Annotated in this window: 14 protein-coding genes and 1 pseudogene; 6 read left to right on the top strand and 9 right to left on the bottom strand. The window is 68.0% G+C overall.

Translation table 11 applies throughout. The features are described 5' to 3' along the window. Positions 1-96, bottom strand: a pseudogene (locus AB0N06_RS30880) (type I restriction endonuclease subunit M); the annotation flags it as partial. A gap of 618 nt (positions 97-714) precedes the next feature. Between AB0N06_RS30880 and AB0N06_RS30885 the strand changes: the two are divergent. Beyond that, complete coding sequence (locus tag AB0N06_RS30885; RefSeq protein ID WP_366137996.1) at positions 715-1,632, top strand: hypothetical protein; 918 nt, start codon at positions 715-717, stop codon at positions 1,630-1,632. Between the two features lie 192 nt (positions 1,633-1,824). Here AB0N06_RS30885 and AB0N06_RS30890 read toward each other — a convergent pair whose 3' ends face one another. The 3 genes from AB0N06_RS30890 to AB0N06_RS30900 form a co-directional block, all read right to left on the bottom strand. Next, positions 1,825-2,412 carry a hypothetical protein gene (locus AB0N06_RS30890; protein ID WP_366137997.1) on the bottom strand — a complete coding sequence of 196 codons (588 nt, stop codon included), beginning with the start codon at positions 2,410-2,412 and terminating at the stop codon, positions 1,825-1,827. A 169-nt stretch (positions 2,413-2,581) separates the two neighbouring features. Further along, positions 2,582-2,773, bottom strand: a complete 192-nt coding sequence (locus AB0N06_RS30895) for a DUF397 domain-containing protein (protein WP_366137998.1) — start codon at positions 2,771-2,773, stop codon at positions 2,582-2,584. Next, entirely contained in the window at positions 2,770-3,618 is an 849-nt protein-coding gene (locus AB0N06_RS30900; RefSeq protein WP_366137999.1) for a helix-turn-helix transcriptional regulator, read from the bottom strand. The genes AB0N06_RS30895 and AB0N06_RS30900 overlap by 4 nt, the downstream gene beginning before the upstream one ends. 224 nt (positions 3,619-3,842) lie before the next feature. Between AB0N06_RS30900 and AB0N06_RS30905 the strand changes: the two genes are divergently transcribed. Then, a complete protein-coding gene (locus AB0N06_RS30905; RefSeq protein ID WP_366138000.1) occupies positions 3,843-4,475 on the top strand; it encodes an ATP-binding protein in 633 nt (210 codons plus the stop codon). A gap of 8 nt (positions 4,476-4,483) precedes the next feature. Here the strand turns inward: AB0N06_RS30905 and AB0N06_RS30910 are convergent, their stop codons facing one another. From AB0N06_RS30910 to AB0N06_RS30925, 4 genes are read right to left on the bottom strand one after another with little or no spacing between them, the layout of a single operon-like run. Continuing rightward, on the bottom strand, positions 4,484-6,346 hold the full coding sequence (locus AB0N06_RS30910) for a DUF1998 domain-containing protein (RefSeq protein ID WP_366138001.1): 1,863 nt from the start codon (positions 6,344-6,346) through the stop codon (positions 4,484-4,486). After that, the gene (locus tag AB0N06_RS30915) at positions 6,343-9,600 is read right to left on the bottom strand and encodes a helicase-related protein (protein WP_366138002.1); all 3,258 of its coding nucleotides are present in this window, start codon (positions 9,598-9,600) and stop codon (positions 6,343-6,345) included. Before AB0N06_RS30915 ends, AB0N06_RS30910 begins: the two co-directional genes overlap by 4 nt. Further along, positions 9,597-11,501 (bottom strand): UvrD-helicase domain-containing protein, encoded by a 1,905-nt coding sequence (locus AB0N06_RS30920; RefSeq protein WP_366138003.1) that lies wholly within the window; start codon positions 11,499-11,501, stop codon positions 9,597-9,599. The genes AB0N06_RS30915 and AB0N06_RS30920 overlap by 4 nt, the downstream gene beginning before the upstream one ends. Continuing rightward, a complete protein-coding gene (locus AB0N06_RS30925; protein WP_366138020.1) occupies positions 11,498-15,964 on the bottom strand; it encodes a DEAD/DEAH box helicase in 4,467 nt (1,488 codons plus the stop codon). The genes AB0N06_RS30920 and AB0N06_RS30925 overlap by 4 nt, the downstream gene beginning before the upstream one ends. An 87-nt stretch (positions 15,965-16,051) precedes the next feature. On the opposite strand from AB0N06_RS30925, the gene AB0N06_RS30930 reads away from it, so the two are divergent. After that, positions 16,052-16,252: a hypothetical protein gene (locus AB0N06_RS30930; protein WP_366138004.1), complete on the top strand. Its 201-nt coding sequence runs from the start codon at positions 16,052-16,054 to the stop codon at positions 16,250-16,252. A 209-nt stretch (positions 16,253-16,461) separates the two neighbouring features. Here AB0N06_RS30930 and AB0N06_RS30935 read toward each other — a convergent pair whose 3' ends face one another. Continuing rightward, on the bottom strand, positions 16,462-16,671 hold the full coding sequence (locus AB0N06_RS30935) for a hypothetical protein (protein WP_366138005.1): 210 nt from the start codon (positions 16,669-16,671) through the stop codon (positions 16,462-16,464). A 721-nt stretch (positions 16,672-17,392) separates the two neighbouring features. Between AB0N06_RS30935 and AB0N06_RS30940 the strand changes: the two genes are divergently transcribed. From AB0N06_RS30940 to AB0N06_RS30950, 3 genes are read left to right on the top strand one after another with little or no spacing between them, the layout of a single operon-like run. Then, positions 17,393-19,540 carry a helix-turn-helix transcriptional regulator gene (locus AB0N06_RS30940; RefSeq protein WP_366138006.1) on the top strand — a complete coding sequence of 716 codons (2,148 nt, stop codon included), beginning with the start codon at positions 17,393-17,395 and terminating at the stop codon, positions 19,538-19,540. Continuing rightward, positions 19,537-20,532: a hypothetical protein gene (locus tag AB0N06_RS30945; RefSeq protein WP_366138007.1), complete on the top strand. Its 996-nt coding sequence runs from the start codon at positions 19,537-19,539 to the stop codon at positions 20,530-20,532. The genes AB0N06_RS30940 and AB0N06_RS30945 overlap by 4 nt, the downstream gene beginning before the upstream one ends. Beyond that, positions 20,529-21,407 carry a DUF6339 family protein gene (locus AB0N06_RS30950; protein ID WP_366138009.1) on the top strand — a complete coding sequence of 293 codons (879 nt, stop codon included), beginning with the start codon at positions 20,529-20,531 and terminating at the stop codon, positions 21,405-21,407. The genes AB0N06_RS30945 and AB0N06_RS30950 overlap by 4 nt, the downstream gene beginning before the upstream one ends. The last annotated feature ends 9 nt before the right edge of the window (positions 21,408-21,416 follow it).

Below are 21,416 nucleotides of genomic sequence, written 5' to 3' on the forward strand. Positions count from 1 at the left end.
GTCGTATTCGGACAAGCCGTCGAGTTTCCAGAGCAGCGCCTTGCGGTCCCGCCGCAGTCTCCCGTGCAGGTTGTCTTTCGCGAATTCATCGATCACGCGGCATGAGCCTGCCATGGGCTGCTCGTGGTCTCAAGATCCCGTACGTGGTCCGCAACGACTGGCAGAGCCGAGGCCTGGCCATGCCTGCACGTAGAAAGTGCCCTCCGCCTGGACCGACAGAAACCCTCAGCAAGGTTCATCGCCCCAGGTCGGGAAGGCACTTTTGCGATTCCGCCCCAACAGCCGCCGTACCTAAACGCAACGGTGAGGCCAGTGCCGCATCGGGCAACGTTCGCCCTGTTGTGACGTAACGCGCCGCCAGATCTGGTGCGGGTGGCGCGTGACCACGAGTCTGTCCGCGCAAGGCATGTCCGAGGCGTAGACCGCCGAGGCGACCTTCACACTGCCCGACCGGCGCGAGGTCAAGAAGAGCGCCAAGTCCACCGGCACCGAGGGTGCAGCGTGAAGTCCCGTTCACATGGTGGGAGATGGCGACAGTGCGGTACGGTGACGAAACCATCACGCTCTGTGTGCGTACCCGCACATGGAGCGGCCCCCGGCGGTGCGCCAACACCGACCGAGGGCCTTCATCACCAGTGGAATCAGAGGCCACCGGAAATGCTGCGTCATGCTATCGCCCCGTCTCGGCGCTTCACGAAGGCATCGCACGATGTCGTGCGCCATCCGCGTCTGAGCAGTGACGCGAAGATCCTGCTCCTGTACGTCCAGGGCCTTCCCGAAGAGACCCCCTGCAAGCCACTGAGCGAACTCGCCCGGAAGCTGGGCATCAAGGGCCGCGCGTACCAGAAGGCGAAGGAACAGCTGGTCGCGCACGGGTACGTACACGAGTGGCGAAGCCAGGGCGGTCGAGGCCGCTGGGTCACCGAGCAACTGGTCGCGAACACCCCTCTGACGAACGAGCAGGCAGAACGCCTACGCGGGGCCTCGCCCGCCACCCCGCCACCGAGTACGCAGTTTCCGACGGTCGGCGAACCGGCCGCCCGGACGGTCGGTGGCTATAAACCGATAGAAGACCACAGTGATAAGACCACTCCCCACCCACCCTCCGAAGCCCAGCCGACGACGGACCCGGATCCCGAGCCGGAGGCGGAGCCGGCTGATTCCCTCCAACTGGCACGCGCGGAACGGGTCCTGCTCTCGCTGCGCCACACCCGCCGCGAACTGCACCTGGGAATACGCGAGGCCCGCGCACTGGCTGTGGAGGCGGTCAAGTGGCTGGAGCGCGGGCTGAGCGAGTCCGACCTGCGACAGGCACTGCTGGCCGAACGCCCGGAAGACGGCGTGCGCTCAGCGGTCGGCTTCCTGCGCTACCGCCTCATCCAGAAGCTCCCCGCGGATCCGGCCCCGGCCACGCCAGCTCAACTCCCGTCGCCCGCCGCCCTGGTCGTCTGCTCCTCGCCCGGCGAGGAACACGTCTTCCGCCCCCTGGGAGACGAGACGGAATGCGCCCCGTGCCGCCAGGCCGCCGCATGCGCGACCTTCTACGGCGCCCCCGCACCGGAGCCTGATCGCATCCCGTGGCGCGAGCGGTTCGCGAAGATTCAAATGACTCGGTCAAGCCACGGTGGATAGTCGCGAACGAGGGCGCCGGAACTGAGGGCGGTGCGCCGACAGTGCCCGCCGCCACGCAGAGCTCTGACGTCGCGCGACTCCTGAGCGAAGCCGTCGTGCTCGGAGCCGAGGCGCAACACGTGATCGTTCAGGCCCGCCGGCGCCTCGACGTTCGCTGACTGTGGCCGACACGCAGTCCTGTGCCGTCGGGTTTCAGTTCCACCGAACCATTCCTGCGGCGGGCACTGCGGACGATGACGGCCCGGGACTTTCCGCAGCGGACCGCTCTTTCTCCAGGTAGTAAGTGTTGCGGTTGTCGGGGTCGCTGAAGAAGAAATACAGGGCCAGCCCCTTCTTGCCGCGCTCCAGCTCCAGGGTCCAGGTGTACGTGTCCGGGGCGGGCTCCCTGAGGTCAGTTGAGCCGACTGCCCCCTCCTCTGTACCCGTGGCTTCACGCCACGCCGACGAGGTGCGTCGAGTGACGCTGAGGGACACGTGCTGGCCATCGCCCATACCGATGTCGCGGTCGGTCAGCTCCCACGTCCCGGTGCCCGACATCCGCCACTGACTGTCGAAGTCGAAGTCCTGCCCGTCGAGAAGCTTCACGGTGGCGGTTCCGTCTTTCCGCATGGTGACCTCGGTGCCATCGATACACCGCCAAGTCCCGATGATCTCCGCCGACGAGACCCCGGTAACGGCCGGCACCTCCGCGTACTGCCCCGGCACACATCCGGACAGCGAGAGGACGAACAGCATCGAGGCCATGCCGGCCATGACCCCACGACGACTAAGCACACCCATGCCGTACCCCCTGCCGCCGCCACTTGCGGGCGGACGGCTCTCATCCTCGTACTGGGGCAGTGAGGCACGTGATGCGGGGTGGCCTACGCGCGATGGGCGGCGCAGAGCTTGGCACGGCTTGAAGCGTCGGACGCTACGTGATCGGTGGCGAGGTGGATCGGACCCCGACCTACTGGGTGCGCAGGAATGCGACGAAGCCTGCCCACGCGCTGTGACGTACGGCTATGCGGGGCCCACAAGGCCGCTTGGAGTCCCGTACACCAACCGTTGCATGCAGGTCCGCGACCTCGACGCACTCGCCGCCTGCGCCGTTGCTGTAGCTGCTCTTGCGCCACTGCGGGACTGTGGGAGGCAGATTCATCGTGAGTGTTCCTCCATGGCGGAACGGATCAGCGCAGCTGATCTCTGCGGGCTCAGAGCGAGGGCCCTGAGATGGTCGAAAGCTCGGGTGTAGACACTGACATCTGCTGGGAGTTCCAGATAGATCGAGTCGGTGAGACCCTCCCTGTACACCACATCAGGGTCCTCCTGCTCGGGGAAGCCGAGCACGGTGAACGGCCCGGTTGTGGGGTACGCCCCGGCGTCGTACGGCAGTACTTGCACCGTGACGTTCGTCAGCTTCGACATCTTCAGAATACGTTCGAGTTGCGCCGTCATGACCTCTCGACTGCCCATCACATGCATGAGCGCGCTCTGGTGGATCACGGACCAGGAGTCCGGCCCCTCCGCAGCCGTCAGCAGCTGTTGACGACGCATGCGTACATCGACGAGGCGCTGGATTTCCTCGTGGCGGAGGTCGGGTGTGACGCGGCTCATCTCGGTGGCGTACTCCGGCGTCTGCAGCAGGCCGGGGACGAACTCTCCCTGGTAGGTGCGCAGGCTGCAGGCGGCTTGTTCCAAGCCCACGTACACCGAGAACCACGAAGGCACCGCGTCACCGTGGGCGTGCCACCAGCCCTTGGTCTTCGATTCCTTCGCGAGCGACTTCAGCAGGTCGCGTAGCTCGTCGGGTGTCCCGTAGAAGCGGCACAGAGCGTCCACGTCCGAGGGCTGCACCCGACCCTGGCCGGTCTCCAGTCGATTGACCTTGGAGCCGCTCCAGTCGAGTTCCTTGCCGACCTGGTTGCAGGTCAGGCCGCTCTCGTCGCGGAGCTTCTTGAGCTCGATCGCCAGTCGACGGCGACGCGCTGTGGGTGAACCGGACACTTCAACTCCCCTTTTTGTAACGGAGTTTCCATCCCATCGGATCGGGCGGCAGCCGCCAATCACCCGAAGGGGCGAATCTCGCCGTGCACATTGCATGAAGGGATCGGAGCTTGGCATTCTCGAATGCGGGACGACTGTGAGTCACTGTTCTTCACGGTGGGTGAAGTTCGCGGGCTCGCTCCGGTGAAAGGCGTGTGCTCGTGATGAACGGGATCGACGGCTGCATGACGCGAAAGCCCTGGGAGCTGCCCTTCCTGGCGGAGCCTGAAGAGGTCGCCGGGCTGAGACGCGTCATGCGGCTGCACCTTCGGCTGTGGGGGCTGCCGGACGTGATCGAGGCCGCCGAGATCTGCGTGAGCGAGCTCGTGGCGAATGCGATTCGGCATGTAGGCGCGGGAACACCGTGCACGCTCGTGGTCGAGATGCGGGACACGCATCTGCGCATCGGTCTCCGCGACCCTGACACCCGGGCCCTGCCGACGCTCCTTTCGGTCGGCCCGGACGCCGAGAGGGGGCGCGGGATGGCGTTGATGGATGCTGTGTCGGAACGGTGGGGCGTGATCCTGGGGGCGGATTCCAAGCTCGTCTGGTGCGACCTGGCCACCCGACTCGCCTCGTCCGCCGGTCACGTCGACGACCCGAGGGTTGCCAAGGGAGAGGCGTGGCTGACCCTCTATGCGGGAGGCGTGGCGCCGGGCCTCGGGACGGGACGGGTCCCTGTTGCGTTCCAGCAGGAGGCGGCGATCGACCTGATCGCCGACCTCCTCCACTGGCTACGGGCCCACGGATACGACCCGGACGAGGCGCTGGACCGGGCCCAGTCGCACTTCGAGACGGAGCTGAGCCAGACCGGATGACTTCACGGTCACAGCGACAGCGCTTCGCTGAAGAACCCGATCGACGGATCCTCCGGGGTTCCGATCAGCAGGGCGCGGTCGAGGAGACCGTTGTTGTGTTCGCAGCTGGTCTCCGGCAGCATGACGCAGGCGTGGCATGCGGCAAGGTTGATGCCATCGGTTCCGGAGGCCTCAGCTTCGACGCAGAGCGGGTCTGCGGAGCACCAGGAGGACCGGCAGATCGCGGAGCGTATGGTGGCCGCCAGCCGCTCCGGCTCGCCCTGGGCGACAAGGCCACCGAGGCTGCCTGCGGAGTCGCTCGTGGCGGTGTAGACGAGCAGGCCCGCCATTTCCTCGTCGGAGTAGAGGCGTTCGCGGAGGGCCGCGGCCGGATATCCGGCGTCCAAGCTCCACTCGTTGATCAACACGTGGGCCAGGGTGTGCAGCAGCACCATCCGGGGGGTAGCGGGGGAGGGTTGCACCCGGGTGGAGTCGGAGGCCCGCTGCTCCATCACACCCTGGTGGGCGCGGAGGATGCGCTCGGCGCGGTCGGTCACGGCGGCGAGCTTCTCCCAGGCGGCGAGAGGTTTATCGGCCAAGCGGAGAAAGACACCCTCGCCACGCACCTCCATGGCGGGCAACCAGTTCAGCCGTGCCGAGGAGAGCGCGGCCTCGTCGGCCTCGGTGGTCGAGTCGGGGTCGGCGAGGCGGGTGAACGCCTTCAGCGCGCGGACCTCGCGGAGCTTCTTGACCAGCATGGGGCCGGTGACGCCGAGACCGTCGAGGGCGGCCGCGTCGCCGAGCGGCGTCTCGCAGATGAACTGTTCGTTGCGGGAGTGCTCGCGCTCGTCGTTGCCGGCCCGGAGCCGTTCGTACTCCTTGTTGCGCAGGGCGCGGTAGCGGTGGTCGAAGGTGGGGGTCTCGTCGCCGTCGGCGTCCTCCTCCTGTTCGGCGGCGAGGAGTTCCATCACCTCGTCGAGAGGGACGGGGCACTCCCCGCCGAAGGCGAACTTGAGGCACATCTCGATCTCAGCCTGGCTGTTCAAGCTCCGCAACTGGTCCCAGTACGGGGCGAGAGGATCGGCGCGACCATCGCTCCACGGGGGGATGGAGAGCGCCGACTTCAGGACGGGCTGCCAGACGGCGGAGGAACCACGCTGGAGCGTGCGCGGGGTGAGGCCGCAGGACTCGGCCGGGACGGAGGTGCCGAGCCAGGGACGGGTGCCGCGACAGCGCAGGCCGAGATCCTTGAGGGCGCTCCTACGGAAGGAGCCCTCCATCGACACCTCGGGCACGCCGCAGCTGCAGGAGACACGGATCGACCGGAGCGAGGAACTGCGGCCGGAGGAACGCAGTGTGAGCGTGCCGCCGCACTGTCCCGGGGTCGACGTTCCTCGCCCTGCGGCACGATGGATCCAGTGCCAGTAGGGGAACTCGTCGAGGTGTCCGGCCTCGCAGGCGATGACGAAGCGGGAAGGGACCAGGTCCGCCTCGCACGTACCGCAGACGCTCTTGCCGGGCGGTGGGTTGAAGGCGCGGTGGCTGCGCAGCTCGTTGCACTCGGGGCAGGAATGCGTCAGGGGAAAGCGGCGGACACGGATGCCGTCCCTGCTGGAGTCCTCGGAGGCGGGCGGCAGCCGAAAGTGCTCGACGTCCAGGATGCGGGCGAGCCGGCGCTCGTGGATACGCGGCGCCTCGTCCGCGGTCCAGTGCTCGTCGGCGCCGTCCAGTCCGGAGATGACGAAGGACTCATGGTCGACGGCGATCAGTGCCCCGACACCGTACGTGGTGATCGCTTGGGCGCGACGGACCGCGCCGCGCCGCGGCAGGTTGCGGGCCGGGGCGGAGCCGTCCATGCCGGAGCGACGGCGGCGCGCGGGGGGCGGGGTCATCGGGTTGCCTCCAGGAACAGGGCGGACTCGGCGTCGACGTCGCGCAGGCTCCACAGGGTGGGCCAGGCCTCGCGATCCTCGATCTCGTCGTCGTACGACTTCAGGAGAGAAGGGCTGCGTCTGCCCTTCTTCGGTTCGAAGAGCAGACCGTTGTGCACGTCCGCCTCGTCGAGCCACCAGTCGACGAACTCGTCGAAGGCACGGGACACTGCCTCGGTCTCCTCGGGGGTGACAGCGCGGACACGCTCGAGGAGCACCGGCTTGATGTCCTCGCGGATCAGATGCTCGTAGGACTCCACCCGGCCCGCGGCCTCGTTCGGGCGGGCCGCCGGGATCAGGATCCGGGTCAGCGCGACGATCACCGCGTGCAGGCCGCGTTCGCGGGCCCGGGCGGAGAACGGGGTGACGGAGGTGGACTCGACCTCGCGGTAGAGGGCGGAGTGGAAGTGCAGGAAGTTCTCGTAGTGCGAACGGTCCCGGGAGCGGTTCGCGTTGAGCATGACGGCGACCAAGCCGGGGTGGGCGCGGCCGACGCGGCTGGTGGCCTGGATGTACTCGGCGGTGGTCTGTGGCTGACCCATCACGGCCATCAGGCCGAGCCGGTCCACGTCGACACCGACCGCGATCATGTTTGTGGCGAGTAGGACGTCCACGGTGTCCGGGTCCGGCAGCTTCCTCTCGATGCCCTTGAGACGGGCCGGGATGTCGCTGGCGTCGACGCGGCTGGTCAGCTCCGAGTAGTTGGCGGTGGAGCGGACGGTGGTCTCCTCTCGCGCGGCGAGAAGCTCCAGATATGCCACCACGTCGTCGTGGACCTGCAGTTCGGCGGCCGACAGCAGTCGGAGGCTGTTGAAGTAGCCGACCAGGCTCCAGTAGGCATCTCGCACCTCGTCCGAGGCCTTCGCCTGCTTCGTCCGGTGCAGCAGAGTCGCATACGTGCGGATCAGGAGCGTCGACTGGCTGGTGCCGGGGGCGAGGAGGCCCACGTAACGGCGGCTCGCCTTCTCCGCGCGAGGAGTCTCCACAGCGAACCAGGAGTCCCGAGAGTCCAGGCCCGCGGGCGGGAACTGACGGACCTCACGGTCGAAGAGGCTCCGGCCCTGGTGGGCGGCGCGCCGGATGGTCGCCGTCGAAGCGATCACCTTGGGGCGCCCGGCGAGCTCGTCGACGGCGGTCTCGTAGAGGCCGGCGAGTGTGCCCAACGGGCCGGAGATCAGATGGAGTTCGTCCTGGATGATCAGCTCGGGCGGCGGCGTACGGTCGCTCGGGTCGTCACGGTTGAACAGGGCGGCCGTGGCGGGGCGCCACGGCATGGATGCGAACTTGTCGACGGTGGCGATGACCAGCGTCGGTCGCGCGTCGTAGACAGCCTCGTCGATCAGGTGGACGGGCAGTCCGTCGGCGAAGTCGCAGGCCGTGCCAGGGCAGCGGACGTGCATCCGCTTCGCTTCCTCGTCGACCTCGTAGGCGCGGGCGTCCAGGCGCGTGCCGCACCAGGGGCAGGCGTGCAACTGGACCGGGTTCTCGGTGGCGAAGCGCTTGTCGAGGTCCTTGTGGAGCTCGGCCAACCGGCCGGCCGCCTCCTCCAGGGTGTTGGGGGTGGCGGAGCGGCCGACCCACATGCCGAGGGAGAACGGTTCGGTGCCCAGCTCCGACTTGTTGTCGCGCCGCATCCGTTCCATGGCACAGAGCAGGATCGCGGCCCGCTCGAACTGCTGGAGGGTGAGCAGCCGCAGGGTGTACCGCATCAGGACGGTGACCCCGCCGCCGTTCACTCCGAGGCGCGTCCGGCGCAGGAAGGAGGCTAGCGCGATCAGGCCGAGGTACGCCTCGGTCTTGCCACCACCGGTGGGGAACCACAGCAGGTCGGAGACGTCCCGGTCGTGGTGCTCAGGGGAGTCGATGCCGGCCAGGCAGAGCAGGACGAAGGCGATCTGGAACGGGCGCCAGTACGCCTTGGTCAGCTCGAGGGATCCGACGCGGCCGCCTTTCACCCAGGCGCTGCGCGCCCGCTGCTCGGCCATGGCCCGGTTGGCGAGACGGAAGGCGCGCATCAGGTCGGGCTTGGTGCGTAGGAGATCGATGCCCTCGCGGATGCGTTCCAGAGCCTCGCGGCAGGCGCGGATCTGGGTGTCCGCGGCCTTGTCGTATGTCGGAGCGAGGCCTTCGGCCTCGATCTGCTTGCGGTCGATCCAGTGTTCGTAGCCCGCTGCGAGTGCCTTCAGCGCGGCAAGGACCTCGTCATCGGGGCGTTCCGCCAGGCCGATCATGGACAGGGCGGAACTGTCGATCTCCGGGTTGGAGTCAGTGAGGAGCACTTCCACGGTGGGTACGAACTCGCTCCGCACCTCGGGCACGCCGCCGTCCGGCACGGAGTCCGTCACGCCGATCGGCGGCGGCATCCAGTCCCATTCGGCGGCGCATCCGTGCCCGACGGCGAAGGTCGGGGCGTGCCGGTGGAGCAGTCGGCTGGTGGCGACCTCGGGATCGTGCGCGACCTCGGGGGCGGGACGCTCCACGAAGGCACTGGAGCCGTTCGCCGCACGGATGACGAGCCCGCACTGGAACAGGGAGAACGCGTCCTGCAGCTCCCGCTCGCCGATCTTGTGGGTGTTGACCAGGGTCACCGTGAGGGTCACCGTCTTCGTGGCCCTGTCGGGACGACGGACGTTGACGCGCAGCGCGACCCCCTTCGCCAGGTCGAATCGCAGGTCGGGGGCGGGGGTGGTCACGTCGACCGTGGTGTCGGGCAGCGCGAGCTCCTCGCGCCGCCAGTGCTCCTGCTGGTCGGATGTGGTGCGGGCCTCGGCCCGCCGTGCCGGTACGGGGTTGCCGTCCGCATCGGTGGGCCGGTAGGCGGCGGCCCGCGCGGAGACGACGACGGAACCGCTTATGGTCGGGGCGACCGCGAAGGTGAGCCCCATGGACGAGGGCCGACGGGATCCGGCGGCGCCGACCTCCTGCGCGGTTCCTGACTCCTCCAGGTTGTCGCGTGTGCGCACGGGCTCGGTGTCCAGACCCTTGTGTTCGGCCTCGTCCTCTACCATCCGCTGCTCGGCGGCGGCGTCCGCCGACCTCGGGTAGAGGACGCCGGTCAGGTAGCGGTCGATGGGGGCGTCCTGGGTGAGGACCTCCTCGCGGTCCTCCGGCGGCGCGTCCGGGGCGGGGCCGAGGAGTTCGCGGCGAAGGCCCACCAACAGTTCCTCGTCCCGGACCCGGTAGTGCTCGGCGTGCCGGTTCTCCGTGTCGCTCATGCGCGCTGCTCCTCGTCGTCGTTCGCCCGCCGGTACCTTCCGATCCCGCTGATCCGGGGAGCGATCCACACGCCCCGGTCACCGAGACCGGCGTTGGCGCCTGCGGCCGTGCTCCCCGCGACGGACTCCAGGGTGTCCACCCGCAGCCCGTGGATCTCGTCGGGCCACCAGGGGTCCCACGTGCGGTTCACCTTCTGCACCTGGAACAGTTCCTGCCGGAACCGCTCCGAGGCCTCGCCGATCTCCCGCCCGCCGTGCAGCAGGGCGTACGGCGGGCTCTGCCACTCGCCGAGCGGCAGGTCGTGGCGCCTGCGCAGCACCACCTCATGGCCGGGCGCGACGTGTTCCAGGAGGTAGGCCTGGGTCGCCACGGCGTCGGACTCGTGGCCGGGAGGGTTGTCCGCGCACACGTCGACGGACTCGCCGACGATCCCCCTCCGGTCGTACGACTTCCAACCGCCAAGGAACCGGCGGCCGTTCGGCCTGCCTCCGGCTCGCTTGAAGATCGGCAGCGTGGGCGGGTTCGCGTGGTACAGGTCCTGACGGGCCCGGGTCATGGCCACGTACAGGGCACGGGCCTCGGCCGGCAGGTCCAGGTCCTCCTTGAACTGCTTGCGCAGCTCGGCGACGGTCGCCGGGGCGAGGACGATCACTCGGTCGAACTCCAGGCCCTTGGAGCGATGCACCGTGGAGACGGTGATCCGTTCCGTCTCCGGGGCGGCCAGTTCGTCAGGGAAGCGTCCATCGGCGACCAGGCGGCGCAGCAGACCGAGGTCGAGGACACCACGTCCGGGGCCTCGGGCGGCCCGGCGCAGCACGGCCCACATCGTGTCCGGGGCCGGCTCGTACGGCAGGGGTATCTCCGCGAGAAGCGCGCGGAACCGATCCTCGGAGAGCGTGACGGAGTCGGTACGGCGCAACAGTTCGGCCACCCAGTACGGCACCGGACGGTCCTCCAGCGGGCGCCGCAGTCGGTGCTCCACGCCGTGTTCATGAAGCAGCTCGGAGACGACGAGGGCCTGCCGGTTGTCGCGGGCGAGGATCGCGCAGGTGTCGGGGAAGACGCGCAGTCCGTCGAGCGCGAACGGGTCGGTGAGGTCGCCCATGCCGCTCGTCGGGGCGAGGAGCAGATCGCGCAGCTCCTCGTAGCGAGCCGCGGCTTCGTCGGCATCGGTGACGTTCTGCAGGAGAGGTCCGTGCCCCAGCGCGATCCGGGCCTCCGGGGTGGCCGCCCGGAAGTTACCAGTGAGGCGGAGCTCGACGAGGTCGTCCGCGTACGAGGCGCGCAGCCAGTCGAAGAACCGGCCGGTCTCGTCGGCACGTTCGGTCGGGTCCGAGATCTGAAAGCCGTAGACGGACTGCGCGGCATCTCCGACCACGGTGAAACCGCAGCTCCCCTGATACCGATCGAGCAGAGCCTCCACTAGGTCCCGGCGGTCGCCCAGCAGATCCTGCACCTCGTCGATGACCACGTGTGCGGGAGGCACGGCGTCCCCGGCCTCCAGAGCCCCCTTCTCGACCCCACGGGCAGCGGCCTCGATTCTCTCGACGAAGGAGGCCGCACCCCAGTCCTCGTCCGGGTACGCCTGCCGCAACAACCCGTACGCCCAGGCGTCGAAGGTCTGCGCCCGCACCCGCTGCGCACGTTCCCCGTGCCGGGCGATCCGCTCCCGCAACTCCCGGGCCGCCGCCCGGGAGAAGGTGAGCACCAGGATCTCGGACGCCTCCAGCGCCTCTTCGGGATCCTCGTGCCCGCACAGCGCGTCGAGCCGCCGCACCAGCGTGTGGGTCTTGCCGGCCCCCGCACCGGCGGTCACCAGGACGCGGGCGCCCCAGGGCTGCTCGACAACGGCCCGCTGCTCGTCGGTGAGCGGGGGGCTGTCGAGGTAGGCGTCGGTCACTTGCTGCTCCACAGGTGCTCGAACTGGGTGAAGGCGAGCTTGGTGTCGAAGTTTTCGATGTTGTCGCTGACGTTCAGGATCAGGCAGCTGTCCTTGCCGCCGTTCCGGGGGCCGCGCAGACCACGGCCGATCATCTGCTGGTACACGTTGGTGCTGTAGACCGGCCTGGCCACCACCACAGCGCGGGTGGCGGGAGCGTCGAACCCCTGGGTGAGAACACCGTAGTTGGTGAGCACACGGATGTGACCGTTTCGGAAGTTCTCGACGCGGTTGCGACGGTCCTGGGTGCTGGTGGTCGAGTCCACGGCGGCTGATCGGACACCGCGATCGTTGAGCATGGCCGCCAGATACTTGGCATGGTCCACGGAGGTCGCGAACAACAACGTCGGCCCTTCCTCAGTAAGTTCGAGTACCGAGTCGACAATGCGACGGCTGCGCTCGTGGTCGTCCGCCAGTCGTTGCTCCGCCGAGCGCGAGAGCACCGTCATCCGGTCGGCGTAGGTCTTCTCGTCCCGGGTCAGCTCGATCCGGCCACCCTCCAGGGTGCGGTGTTCGACCTGGGCGAGCATGCCCCACTCCTGGAGGTCTCGGTACGGGTTACCGGACGGGAAGACGCCCTCATCGAGGCGTCGGTTGCCGAAGCGGCTGACCAGGCGACGCGTCTCCTCCTCGTTGGTGTTGCGGAACGGGGTCGCGGTCAGGCCGAGCAGGTGCCGCTCGGTCTCGTACTGGGTGAGGCCCAACTGGCCCAGGATCTGGGTGTACCGCTTGGAGATGGCGGTGTGCGCCTCGTCCACGATCACCAGCGCGGCCTGGCGCAGCCATGCGTACTGATCGGTGTCCAGGCACCGCTCCAGCTTGGCGTCGATGGCGACGACCAGGTGCGGGTGGTCGACGACGTCTCCGACCTCGTTGCTGTTCCACAGTCGGCTGATCGTGAGAGGACCCTGGGGGCCGACCTTGTTCCACACGAACTTCCAGCTTTGGACGGCCTGTTCGCACAGTTCCTCGGTCTGCGCGATCCACAGCAGCGGCCCCTTGAGGTCTCCGACGCGCTTGACCCAGCGGATCACGGCCTCGGCGGTGACCCGGGTCTTGCCCGCGCCGGTGGGCAGCGAGAGCATGCCGCGCTGTGGGGCCAGTCGGTCGAGCATGGTGGAGATGTTGCGGACCAGGTCCTCCTGGTAGCCGTGGAGGATCGGAAAGTCCCGAGGACCTTCGACGGTCTCGGCCACGGGCGGGGACGGATTCCGCGAACCGGCGAACGAACCGGGAAGCCTGAGATCTGAGACGAAAGCGATGGCCGCCGACGAACCCGTGTAACCGACCGGCGCGTTCGGGAACCGTGCCTGGATGTCCCGGGCGTGCTGATGGAGCACGCCGTCGCCATGCGCGTTGAACGCCATCTGCGCGATCCGGTGCCCGGACGGCTCCACGCCGCCGGTCGCCTGCAGCTCGGCCTCCATCAACCCTTCGGGAAGCCCGGCGCGCAGCGCATCCGCGCCGATCAGCAGCTCGATCTTGGAGACCACGTCCTCGGCCTTGCGTACCGCCTTCTGCGCGGCCTGCATCGCACTGTCGCGTGCCATGCGGTCCTGATGCTCCAGCACCGCCCGGCAGCCGGCCGCCCCGAGCCCGAGCCCGAGTTCGCGGTCGATCTGGAGCAGCATCTGCTCGGGGTCCAGCGGGACGTGGACCTTGACGACGTCGCCCTGACGGGCGGCCTTCAACGGGGCGGCCCGCGTGCCGTTGGGCGTGCGGGTGATCTCGTCCAGCTCTGTGCAGCGCTGCACCAGACAGTTCCGGTTCCCGCTGTTCAGCCGTTGACGCAGGCCCGGGTACAGCTCGACGAGCGGCACCGCGTCGCCCTCGACCACTTCGCGGGTCTCCCGGCTGATCACGTCCTTGTAGCGGAGCATGCCCCACTTTTCGACCATCAGCTCGACGTCCTCGGCGGTCGGCACGAGCAGCGCGGGCAACTGCTCGGCACGGAGCGCCCGGTATTCGGCGGCATCGACGGCGAGGGTGATCTCGTCGTCGGGGCGGGTGCCCCAGGTGTCGCCGATCCGACAACGGGTCAGGGAGTCCTCGGGGAAGTCCGCTTCGAACCGCGTCAGCATCACGTAGGTGGCGCCGACGAAGGTGTCGTCCACACTGCGGGACACCTCGTCGAGGAGCGTGTTCCATCGGTCGGAAGGCACCTCGTCGACGGTAGCGGGCAGGCGCAGCTTGCGAGCCTTCTCGGGGGAGAGATCGGCGACCGGCAGCACGTCGCGGTAGGCGGCGAGCTGGGGACCGACGGCTTCCTTGAGCGGCTTGATCCCTTGGGAGGTGGCGACCGAGCCGTACTTCTGCAGCATCCAGCGGATCGGCGACATGACGGCCTGCCGGGTGTTGGTCTGTGCACCGACCTGACGGGTCCAGTTGTCCACCACGGCGTCGTCGGGGAGCACCTTCAGGAAGGCCGCGCGAGACTGCTCGGACAGTGCCCGGAAAAGGTGGAGCGGGCCGCCGATCGCGGCTCCCTCGACCTTCATGCGGTTCAGTGTGGGACGGGGAGCATGACTGTTCAGGCCGCGCAGGTAGGCGGCGTGGACGGCCTCCCGGTACTCCTCGAACCAGGCCTCATCCGTCGTGGGCTGTATGCCGGCGGTAGGCCGCTCCCGAAGGCCGACTTGGGAGAAGAAGGGCGTGTCGTCGGAGTGGAACGTCATGTCGACGGCGACGCTCCGGTCGCGCTTGTCGTCGACGACGACGCCCGGCAGCATGCAGTCCTCGATCGCTCGGAACCGCCGGTCGGCGGTCCGTACGCGCAGCGTCGAGCGCGGCGCGGGCACCCGCTCCAGGACCTTGTGGGCGAGCCGCCGCACCCCGGCCTGGCGGAACAGTTCCCAGAACCGCTCCCAGTCGGATTCGCTGTAGTGATCGAAGCCCTGGTCGAGAACGCTGACGAACCGCCCTTCGACGTCGGCCTCCCGGATACCCAGGACGTTGAGCGCATGTGCCAGTGACGGGTCCTGAGCGAGCGCATCGACCACGTACACCATGGACTCACGCAGCCCTCCCTGGTCGGCGCGGCGGAACACCTTGCCGGGCACGGCGGCGACCAAGCCGTGCTCCTCGGTGAGCACGATGTGCGCCTTGCGAGCCTCCTCGGCGTACGGGGAGCGGGACTCGACCATGTCCGCGATGATTCGGATCGCCACCGCCGACGTCTCGGGGGTGCCGTTCGCGACCAGGGCCTCCAGCCATTCGCGGACGTCGGCCCGTCCGTGCCCTGCCGCAGCGAGAATGTGCTCGACCTTGCCTGAGCGCAGAGAGTCCGCTTCGACGCTCGGGTGCAGCCAGTTCGACGGACGTCCGGGGCACCCGTGCCACATCCGCAGCCATCCGGACAGTTTCTTCAGGTCCTTGTCGAGACGTGGGTGGATACGCAGATCGGACGGTGGGTGCAGGACTCCGTCCTGGTCGGGAAGTGACGGACGGTCCCCGGTGCGGGCCCAGATCTCTCGAGTCAGGAAATCGTCGGCCCAGCTGATCGCCTCCTTGACGCGGCCCGGCAGCAGCGGGAGATAGGCGGCCGGGTCCTCGGAGGGCGCGAGCGAGGGGAGGGAATCGACGACCAGCTTGGCCGCCACCCTGATCATCTCCTGGTTGAACGGGGAGGAGTCGAGCAGGTTCTGTCTGTCTTCGTTCGTCTTCCAGGCGCCGTTGAGGATGCCGCTGAGTGACATCTCGTACTTGGTCGGGAAGAAGGACCAGAACTTGCCACGACCGCGCGAGCGCGGACTGAGGTACAGACCGCTCTCAGGGTCCTTCTCCTGGGCGGGGACGGCCCAGGCGAGTTCGAGCGAGAGCCGGTGGTGGAGTTCACCGGCGTCGGCGCGGGCCGCCGGGCCCGGCTCGTGGGTGACGGCGAACACACGCCACTTTTCGGTGGCGGCCGCCTTCCCGGTCCGCTCCTCGATCACACTGTGCAGATCTCCGACCTGCTGGGTGGTCAGTGTCCGACGGGCAACGGGCCGGGGACGGCGGTCCTCCAGCACGACCTTCGCGACATGCGGCGAGAAGAGCTGGAAGCCGACGGGGAACTCGTCCCGGAGCTCTCCGTGGTTCTTGGCGCGACCACCGTGCATGTCCCGGCCCAGCCGATCGTCGGCCTTCCGGAGCAGGGGCAGGCGAACGACGGTGGTAGCCCAGGTCAGCAGCTCGTTCAGGACGGGATCGCCGGCGCGCTCGGACGGCATGTCGAGCGGGCGCGCCATGCGCAGCACGGGGGCATCGAACTCCGGGCCGTACCGTGCCGTGACACCGGGCACTGCCTTGATCTGCTCGTACGACCAGGCGCGGTCGAATCCGAAACTTCCGCTCCGGCTGAAGAATTGGGGAGTGTCGGTCACCACGAGGACCGACTTCACGCCGACGCCAAATCGGCCGATCTGCCCTCCGCGCTTCTTCGACATGCTCATTCGGAGAATTGTTTCCGCGCCTTCGGGAGTGACGGGGTTCCCCTCGTTTGCGCAGTACAAGTAGGCATCCGTGAGTACGGCGTGGACGCGCCCGCCCGGCTCGTCGGCGATTTCGTCGGCCGCATTCTGAATGAGCTCGAAAAGCTGGCGATCACCATATCCGCCCTGGGTGATACGGCGCTCGCCATTGGCGTGTTCTGCTACGAGGCCGGCATCCACGGCGTACGTTTGCAGGACACGGTCGGACTGCTCGAGTACTGTTTGAATTACCGAAGAGGATGAAGGTCGCACTGCTTCTGCACTCCTGGGGTGTCAGGGTTCGAGCGAAAGCGGAAGCGGCGGGCCGGCTGCCAACTTCAGACAGTCGGCCCCCGTTGGTTGCGGTGCCGGATTTGCGTCAGTGCGCCTTCACGATCCGGTTCCCGGGCGAAGGCGTTCTTCGTGGCGGTGACGGGCTTTGGAAGCCTGGAAGTTCCCTGTGTCCCGCAGCGTCAGACCAGGTGAGGGGGGTCGTCCGGCAGATCCTGAACGAGCTTGGCCAACTCGGGGAACCTGTCGGAGAATTCCTCTTCGGAAAGGCCGTGCTCGTAAAGGATCCCCGTCACCTCGGCCTTGCTCGCTGCCAGCTGAACCTTCAATTTGAATCCGCCCAGTTCCCGGAACGATTCCAAGTGACAGCTTTCGCAGTCCTGCTCATCCATCGGGTTCCCCACCCCTGTCTCTTGTGATCACACAGGGGGTTGATTAAGCACAGGTCCCCCGTGGAGCGGTTGTTTGTCCTTACCGAAAATTCTTTTTCAGTCAAACACGCTAGCGGGTGAAGGTCTCCGGTCGCCACCCTTTAGAGGAAACGTATCTGCGTGAGGTTGATGAAGTTGTCGACTGGCTTTGGGCACACAGGTCCCCTGTCGCCCGGAAGTAAATCCGAACAGAGTTCTCCCCCGGTCGCCCGTTCCCCCCGGAGTTCGGGTTCTGCGAGCGAGACGGCTTCTGCGTCACCGTAGAAGCTAGCGGCAGCTCACTTTGGAGCGCAACCTCGAACTCCTTTTCTTTTTAGGGGAGTTGATGATTCCGCTTATTGGGGCTGCTGTCAGCGGCCGGGGGGAGGGTGCTGCGCGGGATCAAGTGGGCTCGCGGAGTGTGAGGTTGTGGTGCCGGTCGATGTCGGGCGCTGTGGTGCGGGTGCGGGTGCGGTGCGGAGTGAGGCTTGGCCCTGGGGTGGATCGCGAGCGGCGTACGAGTGGGCTGTTGAGCAGGAGGCGCCTCTATGGATGGGGTGAAACGCCTAGTTTCTGGACACGTCGGACGAACGTCGAAGCGCTCGGGCGATCGAGCCTTGTTAATTGTTGGTTGACGGCTGAGTCTTCGTCAAATTAGCCTCATGGTCGGCAACATGCGACCGAGGTCAGGAGCGGGTGGCTCGTGGAGACAGGTGAGGAGTTCGGGCCCTGGTTGGCCCGTCAACTCAAGCTCGCGGGAAAGACACAGGCCGAGTTGGCGGAGGGGCTAGGACTGACCCGCGCCGCCGTCTCTGCGTGGATCACCGGAAGGTCCACCCCGCGCCCGACCGTCATGGTGGACATCGCCGAGGCGCTCGGCACGGATGTGGGAACGGTTCACACCCGCACCACCGACACCCAGGCCGGCCTCCCGGTCACCTGGTACCACCGTCCCGGCTACCAGGACGGCGGGCGAGACGGCGGAAACGCCGCGGCCTTCGCCTTCGACGCGGACGTCCAGGTGCTCGCGCGTGAGACCTGCCAGAACAGTCTCGACGAGCGGCTCCTGGAGAACGGCCGCCCGGTCCGCGTGCGATACACCATCCACGAGCTCACCGGCGAGACACTGGAGGCGTTCCGTGCCGCTGTTCTCTGGGACGAACTCCAACCCCACTACACGTCGGTCTCCGAATCCGCCGCCGAGCAGAAGGTCGGACGCGTCGTGGACGCCGGCGTGCGCGACATGTTCGAGAAGAGCCGCCTGATCCTGCTCAGGATCGACGACTACAACGCCTCCGGCCTCACCGGCGACGACTACGACGACGGCAAGTTCGCGGCCGTCGTCCGTCGGCAGCTGGAGAGTCTCAAGTCGGGTCGAGGAGCGGGCGGTTCCTACGGGCTCGGCAAGGCGACCCTCTGGGCGACCAGCGCGCTCGGAATGGTGCTGATCAACTCCACGCTCTCCGTCCCCCACGAGGGCCGCACCGAACGCCGTGTCATCGGACGACTGGAGCTGCCCTGGCGTTCCGTCGACGGGAACTCGTATGCAGGCCCCGCCTGGTTGGGCCGCCCCGACCCCGATACGCCCGGCGCGGAGGTCGTCCGTTCCTGGTGGGCGGACGAGGAGACGGTCGATCGTCTTCACCTCACCCGTGACAACGACGAGCCGGGCACTTCCTTCCTCATCGTCGGTGCCCATGACGTGGCGAGCCTCGAACAGGGCAAGTCGGACCAGACCGATGACGACGAAGACGGGAGCGGCGACGGGACCCGCGACATCCGCGCGATGCACCGGCGCCTGGTCGAGGCGCTGGGCCGGGATTTCTGGGCGGCCATGACCGGAGGCGGTAGCAGGCTCCCGCTGTTGGAGACCTCGGTCTGCACGAAGCGCAACGGCGAGGTGGTCATCGAGGAGGAGAAGGTCGACCCCACGGACACCCAGCCTTCGCGTACCCGGGCGCTGCGCGCCTTCTACGACGGAGCGACCGTGGATCGGCTCACCGAAGCCGGTCAGGTGGCGCTCCGTACCGTCCCGCTCCGGCTGCCCCTTTCCGGAGGGCGGCGTGGCACGCTCGGCGCGCACCCGGGAGTGCTTCTGGTCACGGACGCGGAGGACAAGGACGGAGCGTCGAACCAGGTCCACTCGCTGCGGGGCAACCGGATGACCATCAAGCGGTCGGGCGTCAATGGACTGCCGCTGGGCGTCAATTCCTTTCAGGCCGTTCTCCTCGTCGGGCATGCGGCCGGAGAGTCGGCGCCGTTCGCCGAGGAGGCGGAAGAGTTCCTACGTGCCGCCGAACCGCCCGAACACGACCGTTGGGGGCAGACCGAGGAGCTGACCGTCCGCTGGTCGCACAGCGCGCACCACCGCATCTCCAGGTTGACCACCGAGGTCAACGCGGCGGTGAAGGACCTGGTGGTCCGGCCGAAGAGCGCCGGCTCACAGGAGAGTGCCAAGCTGCGCAAGAAGCTCACCGTTCCGCGCAAGGGCGCTGCCCCCAAACGTGCCTCAGGCTCGGCTCTGCCGGAGCTCGACGGACTGGATGCCGAGATCGGCGCCGGTAGGGAGTGGCGGATCACCGCGGAGGTGAAACTGCCGCGGGCCGACGAACTGCCCGCCATGACACCGGTGGTCCTCCTCGACGTCCGGTCGGGCAGCCGGCCCAAGCTCGACTGGGCGGAACTCGTTGCCGTGGAGGGTTGTGAGGTCGAGGACGGCGTGCTGCGCTTCACGCCGGGCGCGCGCCGAGCCGTCTTCCAGGGTTCCACCGACGTCACCAGCCATCCGGTCCGCACGGAACTCACGCGGCTCGTTCTCGAACTCCGTGCCGGTACAGGGAGTGAGGCATGAAGTTCTACCCGTACAAGCGGCTCAACCGCCCGATCACCCTGAGGGTGACCTCGGCCTCCCTCAAACTGTCCGACGGCAATCGCGATCCTCTCGACACCTCTGCGTACTCCACGCCCCAAAGGACCGTTGCCTTGGGCGTGGCGCAGCACGAGGACTGGATGTCGGCCAGGATCGGCCTGTCCGCCACCTTGCCTCCCGGCGCCGGCGATCCCGACGCCCCGTGGAGCGACTTGCGGGTACTGGCGGTGCTCACCGACGGCGACACCAATGTGCGTACCACTGTCGACCTGCGGCAGGACGCTCCGGGCAGCAAGGAGTGGTCCGGTGAGATCGAGGTGCACCGCGACGACCACGTGGGACGTGCCGGCCTCGCGGTCTACGCCGTCGCCACGATCGACGGCGTGCCGGGCCGGTCGATCACCGAGACCGATGGCGACTGGACCGTCGACGTGGCCGCCGAGGAGCCGCTCGGCGGCCTGCGACTAGACGTGAAGCAGGCGAGTTTCTCCAGGAGCGCGCGGGAATGGCTGCGTTCCTACTCCGATGTGCCCTGGGTGATCGACGCATCGGGGCGGTTGCCGTTGGTGATGATCAACACCGATGTCGAGGGCTTCTCCGATCTCCTCGATGGTGAGAGTGGCGGCTTCGAGAACAAGGTCCACGAACTGTTGGTCTCCCAGATGGCCACCGACGTGTGGACCGCCGTGTTCCACAGCGCCGTGGGCGACCTGGAGGTCGAGCCCGACGGCTCGCCCGTCTTCCCCACCGACTGGCAGGGGGAAGTGCTGCGGGAGATGCTCCCCGACGTGGTGCCGGGTCTTCGTGTCGAAGCGGCGCTCCGTCAGGTCCATCGCCGTCGGACCGGCGACGCTGGGTGGGTGGAGCTCCAGACCCGTGTTCACTACGCCGCCGCGCGCCGCGCCGGCGCGAGCAAGGCTGTCGCCAACGTCCTGCGCGCACTGCAGCAGATGAACCGAGAGGACAGCGCGTGATCGAGAAGCCGCACTATCTTCCCGAGCGGCTCGGCCTGCTCTCGGCGACCGCCGCCGATCCCTTCCTCACCGAGGATCTGCTCAGGGGAGCACAGGGACACGGAGGAGTCGACCTGGCCAAAGTCGTCGAACCGCTGCCGGAGGACGACGCCCGTTGGGCGGTGGAACCTCTCAGGGATCTCGTGGACGACGCGATTTACAAGTTCAAGGACAGCCGGACGGACGCCGACGGTTGGTTGGCGCCCCGGTTGCACGCGACGCTGCGCCTCACCCGGCGGGAAGCCGCGGACAAGAGGATCTGGAACCACCTCGCGCTGGCGGTCGCGCCGGACTACGTGGCGTGGCGACATGCCCCCGTGCCCGCTCAGGGTGGGAGCGAGCTCCGCATCAACCCGGCCCGCTTCAAGGGTGCCCCAGACCGTCAGAGCTTCTCGCGCCTGTGGTGGGTGGCGGAGACGTACCGCAACGGTGGGGACTACGCACCGGTGGTGGCGGCCTGCGCCAATCAGGAGTTCCTTCACAGCGCGTTGCGCATGGACCTGGTCGACCATCGCCCCACCGCTCAGGCTTTGGTGCGGATCCTGGAACGAGGGATCGCCGGTACCACCCGCGAGATCAACGGCCTCATCGCGGCGATCAACACCGCCGGCGCCACCCTTGTCTACGATGCGCTGGCCCGGGACGAGGCACGTGACCCCGAGGTGCTGCGCCAGTGGATCGCGGGGGCCGAGTCCGCGCCCCCGGTGCCGCGCCACGACCTGCCTGCCGGCCCCGACGAGGAGCCCGTTCCGGAGGAGTCGGTGGTCGCGCTCACGGACTACTTCGCGGACCTTTTCGAGACGGCCCCGGTCAGGGGACGGGCACCGCAGGTCTGAACGGGAACG

Source organism: Streptomyces sp. NPDC051020 (assembly GCF_040683105.1).
GTDB lineage: Bacteria > Actinomycetota > Actinomycetes > Streptomycetales > Streptomycetaceae > Streptomyces.